Genomic DNA, 6,507 nt, shown 5'->3' on the forward strand with positions numbered 1-6,507 from the left:
GCGTATGTCAGCGGCAACGAAGCGACCAAGGGGACAGCGATTGTTGGCATCTACCATGCAGTATTTCCGCTGGGCCTTCGTCTTTACGGCTATCGGCCTGGTGGGGGCGTTCTGGTTGGGCTGGCTGTTTTCCGGCACACTGGCGGGCGGGCTTTCGTTCCTGCTGATCGGCTCGGTGCTGGCAGTGCTGGAGATCTCGCTGTCGTTCGACAACGCCATCGTCAACGCCAACAAGCTGAAGGAAATGACGCCGGTCTGGCAGCACCGCTTTCTGACCTGGGGCATCATCATCGCGGTGTTCGGCATGCGGATCATCTTTCCGCTGCTGATCGTGGTGGTGGCGGCGCATATCGGGCCGTGGCAGGCGCTGAAGCTGGCGGCGTTGAACCCGGCGGAATACGCCAGCATCATCGGCGAGGCGCATCTGTCGATTGCGGCCTTTGGCGGCGCCTTCCTGATGATGGTGGGGCTGAAATACTTTTTCGACGAAGGCAAGGACGTCCACTGGATCGCGACGCTGGAACGCACGATGTCGAAGTTCTCGTCGGTGCAGGGGATCGAGCTGGCAATCGTGCTGGCGGTGGTCATGGTCTTTGCCAGCGTGATGCCCGAGGCCGAGGTGGCGACCTTTCTGTACGCGGCGGTGGCGGGTCTGCTGACCTTTCTGCTGGTCGAAGTGCTGGGGCATCTGCTGGATGCCAGCCAGCAGGTCATCGGTTCGGCGGCGCGTGGGGGCCTAGGGGCGTTTCTGTATCTGGAAGTGCTGGACGCCAGTTTCAGTTTCGACGGGGTGATCGGGGCGTTTGCGCTGACGCAGAACCTGTTCCTGATCGCCATCGGCCTGGGGATCGGTGCGATGTATGTGCGGTCGATGACGATCATGCTGGTCGAACGCAACACGCTGGCCGAGTTCCGCTATCTGGAGCATGGGGCGTTCTGGTCGATCCTGATCCTGTCGGGGATCATGTTCTGTCAGACGCTGTGGCACATCCCCGAAGTGGTGACCGGGCTGCTGGGCGCCGGGTTCATCGGTCTGGCGCTGCTGTCGTCGATCCGCTATCGCCGCAATGGCGGGGCTTCCGGCGAGGATGCCTGAGCGCGAATGAACGGCGGGTGCCCGCGCTTGGGCACCAGCGCCTAGTTCTTCATCCCGTCCCAGAAGCTTTTCACCTTGGAAAAGAAGCTGGAGCCTTCGGGGTTGTTTTCTTCCGACAGCTTTTCGAACTCGCGCAGCAGGTCTTTCTGCCGCGCGGTCAGGTTGACCGGGGTTTCCACGGCCAGTTCGATCAGCATGTCACCTGCCGGGCCACCGCGCAGCGCCGGCATGCCCTTGGCGCGCAGCCGCATCTGCTTGCCGGTCTGGCTGCCTGCGGGCACCTTGACCCGGCTCATGCCGCCGTCGATGGTGGGCACTTCGACCTCGCCGCCCATGGCGGCGGTGGGCATTGAAACCGGAACGCGGCAGTAAAGGTTGATGCCGTCACGCTGGAAGATCGCGTGTTCCTTGACCTCGATGAAGATATAAAGATCGCCCGAGGGGCCGCCGCGCATGCCGGCCTCGCCCTCGCCCGCCAGGCGGATGCGGGTGCCGGTTTCAACGCCGGCCGGGATGTTGACCGACAGCGCGCGTTCCTTTTCCACCCGTCCGGCGCCACCGCAGGCCTTGCAGGGGTTCTTGACGATCTGGCCCATGCCGTTGCAGGTGGGGCAAGTGCGTTCGACCGTGAAAAAGCCCTGTTGGGCCCGCACCTTGCCCATGCCCGAACAGGTGGGGCAGGTGACGGGCTCGGCGCCACCCTCGGCGCCGGTGCCCTTGCAGGACTCGCAGGCGACCGAGGCAGGCACGTTGATGGTTTTCTGCGCGCCCTTGAACGCCTCTTCCAGGCTGACCCGCAGGTTGTAGCGCAGGTCGGAACCGCGCTGGGCGCGTGAGCGGTTGCCGCCGCCACCACCGCGACCGCCCATGAAATCACCAAACAGATCCTCGAACACGTCCGAGAAGGCCGAGGCGAAATCGCCCTGGCCGCCATAGCCGCGCCGCGCGCCTGCCGGGCCGCCGCCCATGCCACCATCGAACGCCGCATGGCCATAGCGGTCATAGGCGGCTTTCTTGTCGGCATCCTTCAGCACGTCGTAAGCCTCGTTCACTTCCTTGAACTGGGCTTCGGCGTTGGGATCGGTGGTGTTGCGGTCGGGGTGCAGTTCCTTGGCCTTGGCGCGGTAGGCCTTTTTCAATTCCTCGGCGCTCGCCCCGCGTGCGACTCCAAGGATTTCGTAGAAATCGCGTTTTGCCATGGCAAGTTCCTTAACGGAGCACCGGCGGGCGACGCTATGGCCGCCCGACCGATTTCCTACGGATTATTTCCGCTTGTTTCCGCCAAGATCCTCGAAGTCGGCATCGACGATGTCGTCATCGACCGAGCGCGGGCCATCATCGGCGCCGCCTTCGGCTTCGGACTGGCTGGCCTTGTAGATCGCCTCGCCCAGACGCATCGCCGCCTCGGTCAGGTTCTGGATGCCACCCTTGATCTTGCCGACATCGTCTTTCTCAAGGGTTTCCTCCAGCGCGCCCATCGCCAGTTCGATGGCTTCGACGGTCGAGGGATCGACCTTGTCGCCATGGTCGTGGATCGACTTCTTGGTGGAATGAATCAGGCTTTCGGCCTGGTTGCGGGTTTCCACCAGCTCGCGGCGGGCCTTGTCGCCTTCGGCGTTGGCTTCGGCGTCGCGCACCATCTTTTCGATATCGGCGTCGGACAGACCGCCCGAGGCCTGGATGGTGATGTTCTGCGCCTTGCCAGTGCCCTTGTCCTTGGCGCCGACCGACACGATGCCGTTGGCGTCGATGTCGAAGGTCACCTCGATCTGCGGCATGCCGCGCGGGGCGGGCGGGATGTCTTCAAGGTTGAACTGGCCCAGCATCTTGTTGTCGGCGGCCATTTCGCGTTCGCCCTGGAACACCCGGATCGTCACGGCGTTCTGGTTGTCTTCGGCGGTGGAGAACACCTGGCTTTTCTTGGTCGGGATCGTGGTGTTGCGGTCGATCAGCCGGGTGAACACGCCACCCAGCGTTTCGATGCCCAGCGAAAGCGGGGTCACGTCCAGCAGCACCACGTCCTTGACGTCGCCCTGCAGCACGCCGGCCTGGATAGCAGCCCCCAGCGCCACGACTTCATCCGGGTTGACGCCCTTGTGCGGCTCCTTGCCGAAGAACTTGGTCACTTCCTCGATCACACGCGGCATACGGGTCATGCCGCCGACCAGAACCACCTCGTCGATGTCGCCAATGCCGATGCCGGCATCCTTCAGCGCGGCCTGGCACGGCTTGATCGAGGCCTTGATCAGGTCGGCCACCAGGCTTTCCAGCTTGGCGCGGGTGAGTTTCATCACCAGGTGCAGCGGCTGGCCGGTGGTGCGGTCCATCGAGATGAACGGCTGGTTGATTTCGGTCTGGCTGGCCGAGGAAAGCTCGATCTTGGCCTTTTCGGCGGCTTCCTTCAGGCGTTGCAGCGCCATCTTGTCCAGCGTCAGGTCAACGCCATGCTCTTTCTTGAACTCGTCGGCCAGATAGTTGACCACGCGCATGTCGAAGTCTTCGCCACCCAGGAAGGTGTCGCCGTTGGTGGATTTCACCTCGAACAGGCCATCGTCGATCTCGAGGATGGTGATGTCGAAGGTGCCGCCGCCAAGGTCATAGACCGCGATGGTTTTCGCGTCTTTCTTGTCAAGGCCGTAAGCCAGCGCCGCCGCGGTGGGTTCGTTGATGATGCGCAGCACTTCAAGACCGGCAATCTTGCCCGCGTCCTTGGTGGCCTGACGCTGGGCGTCGTTGAAATAGGCGGGAACGGTGATGACGGCCTGCGTCACTTCCTCGCCCAGATAGCTTTCGGCGGTCTCTTTCATCTTTTGCAGGATGAAGGCCGAGATCTGGCTGGGCGAGTATTTCTCGCCGCGCACCTCGACCCAGGCGTCGCCGCTGCCACCGTTGACCAGATTGTAGGGCAGGTTCTTCTTGTCTTTCGCCAGATGCGCGTCGTCGATCCGGCGACCGATCAGGCGTTTCACCGCGAAAATGGTGTTCGACGGGTTGGTGACGGCTTGCCGCTTGGCGGCCTGGCCGACCAGACGTTCGTGTTCGGTAAACCCGACAATCGAGGGCGTGGTGCGTGCCCCTTCGGCGTTTTCGAGAACCCGCGGCTGCGCCCCATCCATGATGGCAACGCAGGAGTTCGTGGTCCCGAGGTCGATCCCGATGACTTTGGCCATGATAAGCTACCTCTTCTTAGGCGATGTTATGGGGGTCAGGCCCGTTGTGGCCCCTGATCCCCGATCCCAAACGTTCCGGCAAGGCGTGCCGCCCCATCCGGCTGTCTTGGGCGTATATAAGGAGGGGTCTGCAAGGCTGCAAGCGCAACGGCGGCGGGAAATTTCAGGAAAATGCCGTGAAATCCCCGCCGATCCGCGACGTTCAGTCGCCCAGGCTGCAACAACCCGAAAGGCCCAGCGTCTGATCGCCTTTGCGGGTGAACAGATCCATGTCGATGCCCATCAGGGTGTTATCCATGCCGTCGGCGCAAATCTCGGCGCGCAGGCTGGCAAAGCCGGTCATTCCGGGGCTGGACAGCAGCATGCCCACCCGGTCGTTGCGGGCGAAAATCGGCACGGCGGCATCCATCTTCAGGGTGGTTGTGGTCTCTGTCAGGTCGGTGAACACCAGCGTGGCGGTGGCGGGATCAAAGTCGGCAGTCCAGAACGGCTCGGTGCCAAGGCATTTCATCGGGCGGGTCAGCTCCGGCCAGTCCGGCCCCGGCTGTTGTTGCAGATAGCGCAGCGCGACCCAGGCAATCGCGTCTTCGTCCAGGTTGATCTGGCCCCATTCGCCATCGTCGGAATAGGCCACCACCTCGACCCCCTTGGCATCGGGCGCAAGGCTTCCCAGCTTTTCGGCGCTGGCGGCGGGTTCGGCGCGGGCGGCCAGCGTGTCATCGGCGGCAACGCCGGTCACGTCGAACAGCGCGGGCAAGACCTGCGCCTGCGCCGGCAGCGCCAGACACAGCAGAACAAGAAAGTATCGGATCATCGCTTGGCGCTCCAACTGGCCGAGGCATGTTTGCGGGTAAAGGACTCGGCCATCAGCCCGATCATCAGGCAGGCAATTGTCACCTTCAGCGGGTAGCTGGTATTGCTGAAATGCGGGTTGTAGTTCAGGAACATGTAGCCGCGGCCCTGGTCGATGGTGTGAAACAACGGATTCCAGTCGAACATTTTCAGGATGTAGCTGGGCATCATGTTGGCCACGAACATCTTGCCCGAGGCTATCATGTTGGCGCGCATGTAGATCTGCGACACAATGCCGAACAGATCGGGTGCCCAGGGCATCGCCGCCATGAACACCATGCCGATCGCCAGACCCGAGGCCCAGGACAGCATCAGCATCGCCATCACCCCCACCGGATCGTCGATGCTGATCGGCGTGATCGCGGCGTGATAGAAATAAAGGATCACCGAGGCCGACAGCACCTGGGTATAAAGCGCGCCCACGGCTGCGGCCGAAATCGCCACGATGGTGTTCATCGGCCCGTGTTTCATCATCGGCGAGGTCGGACCTTCGGCCTTGATCACAGCGGCCATGGTCTTGGTGTGGGTCATGAACATGAACACACCGGAAAAGATGTAAAGCACGAAGTCGCCGCGAATGGCGTTGCGCCGCATCCCCATGACATTCATCAGGAAATAGAACACTGCCACCAGCATCAGGGTCTGGAAGATGTTCATCAGCAGCCCGATGACCGCATTGCCGTGGCTTTTGCGGATATTGCGCACCGTGGCGTGGAAGATCAGCTCCAGCATCCCAAATGCCGAGCGCGCCTGACTTTGCCGGGTTTGCGGTCGAAACATGCCTGCGGAACCTCATGCGTGGCGGGACTTGCCGCATATACACCGGGAAATCTTGCCGTTCCCTTAGCAAGCGATGATAAGGAAGATCGGGTTTCATATCAACGGCGGTCAAAAGATCGCCCTGCCGGAGCGTCTTATGGATCACGACAAGCTTGTCCGCGTCATCCGCCGTCTTGCCCTGGAGGCCGGCGACCGGATCATGGCGGTGTATAATTCGCCCGATTTCGCGGTGAAGACCAAGGCTGATGCCAGCCCGGTAACCGAGGCTGACGAGGCGGCGGATGCGCTGATCTCGGCCGGGTTGCGGGCGGCGTTTCCCGATATCACGCTGATCACCGAGGAACAGGCGGCAAGCCACGCGTTGACGGCCCGCACCTTCCTGATCGTCGATCCGCTGGATGGCACCAAGGAGTTCGTGCAGCGGCGCGGCGATTTCACCGTGAACATCGCCTATGTCGAGGACGGCGTGCCGGTGCGCGGCGTGGTCTATGCGCCGGCGCAGGGGCGGCTGTTCTACACTCAGGCTGACGGCAGTTCGGTGGAAGAAACCGGCGCTTTCGACAAGGTGGTTGCCGGTGCTGTGCACCGGGTCGGGGTTTCCACCCCCGA

The 6,507-nt window shown here is 62.5% G+C and carries 6 protein-coding genes; 2 read left to right on the forward strand and 4 right to left on the reverse strand.

Features of this window, described 5'->3' with window-relative positions; genetic code table 11:
- Positions 1-55: 55 nt before the first annotated feature.
- Complete coding sequence (locus RSW2DRAFT_RS10890) at positions 56-1,096, forward strand: DUF475 domain-containing protein (protein ID WP_008030894.1); 1,041 nt, start codon at positions 56-58, stop codon at positions 1,094-1,096.
- Positions 1,097-1,137: 41 nt separating this feature from the next.
- On the opposite strand, the gene dnaJ is transcribed toward RSW2DRAFT_RS10890, so the two are convergent.
- From dnaJ to RSW2DRAFT_RS10910, 4 genes are all read right to left on the reverse strand, one after another.
- Positions 1,138-2,295, reverse strand: coding sequence for a molecular chaperone DnaJ (gene dnaJ / locus RSW2DRAFT_RS10895; RefSeq protein ID WP_008030896.1), 1,158 nt, complete (start codon positions 2,293-2,295; stop codon positions 1,138-1,140).
- A gap of 63 nt (positions 2,296-2,358) precedes the next feature.
- Positions 2,359-4,266: a molecular chaperone DnaK gene (gene dnaK, locus RSW2DRAFT_RS10900; RefSeq protein WP_008030898.1), complete on the reverse strand. Its 1,908-nt coding sequence runs from the start codon at positions 4,264-4,266 to the stop codon at positions 2,359-2,361.
- Between the two features lie 202 nt (positions 4,267-4,468).
- Positions 4,469-5,080, reverse strand: a complete 612-nt coding sequence (locus tag RSW2DRAFT_RS10905; RefSeq protein WP_008030900.1) for a hypothetical protein — start codon at positions 5,078-5,080, stop codon at positions 4,469-4,471.
- Positions 5,077-5,898, reverse strand: a complete 822-nt coding sequence (locus RSW2DRAFT_RS10910; RefSeq protein ID WP_008030902.1) for an ABC transporter permease — start codon at positions 5,896-5,898, stop codon at positions 5,077-5,079. The genes RSW2DRAFT_RS10905 and RSW2DRAFT_RS10910 overlap by 4 nt, the downstream gene beginning before the upstream one ends.
- Before the next feature lie 136 nt (positions 5,899-6,034).
- Between RSW2DRAFT_RS10910 and RSW2DRAFT_RS10915 the strand changes: the two genes are divergently transcribed.
- A partial coding sequence (locus RSW2DRAFT_RS10915; protein ID WP_008030903.1) for a 3'(2'),5'-bisphosphate nucleotidase CysQ family protein occupies positions 6,035-6,507 on the forward strand: 473 nt, incomplete at its 3' end.

Origin of the sequence: Rhodobacter ferrooxidans (assembly GCF_000176015.1) — a bacterium.
Classification (GTDB): Bacteria; Pseudomonadota; Alphaproteobacteria; order Rhodobacterales; family Rhodobacteraceae; genus Pseudorhodobacter_B; species Pseudorhodobacter_B ferrooxidans.

What these genes read in the sequence shown, in the direction of transcription:
- RSW2DRAFT_RS10890 (WP_008030894.1), top strand. Translation starts at nt 56, where the DNA reads ATGCAGTATTTCCGCTGGGCCTTCGTCTTTACGGCTATCGGCCTGGTG.
- dnaJ (WP_008030896.1), bottom strand. Translation starts at nt 2,295, where the DNA reads ATGGCAAAACGCGATTTCTACGAAATCCTTGGAGTCGCACGCGGGGCG.
- dnaK (WP_008030898.1), bottom strand. Translation starts at nt 4,266, where the DNA reads ATGGCCAAAGTCATCGGGATCGACCTCGGGACCACGAACTCCTGCGTT.
- RSW2DRAFT_RS10905 (WP_008030900.1), bottom strand. Translation starts at nt 5,080, where the DNA reads ATGATCCGATACTTTCTTGTTCTGCTGTGTCTGGCGCTGCCGGCGCAG.
- RSW2DRAFT_RS10910 (WP_008030902.1), bottom strand. Translation starts at nt 5,898, where the DNA reads ATGTTTCGACCGCAAACCCGGCAAAGTCAGGCGCGCTCGGCATTTGGG.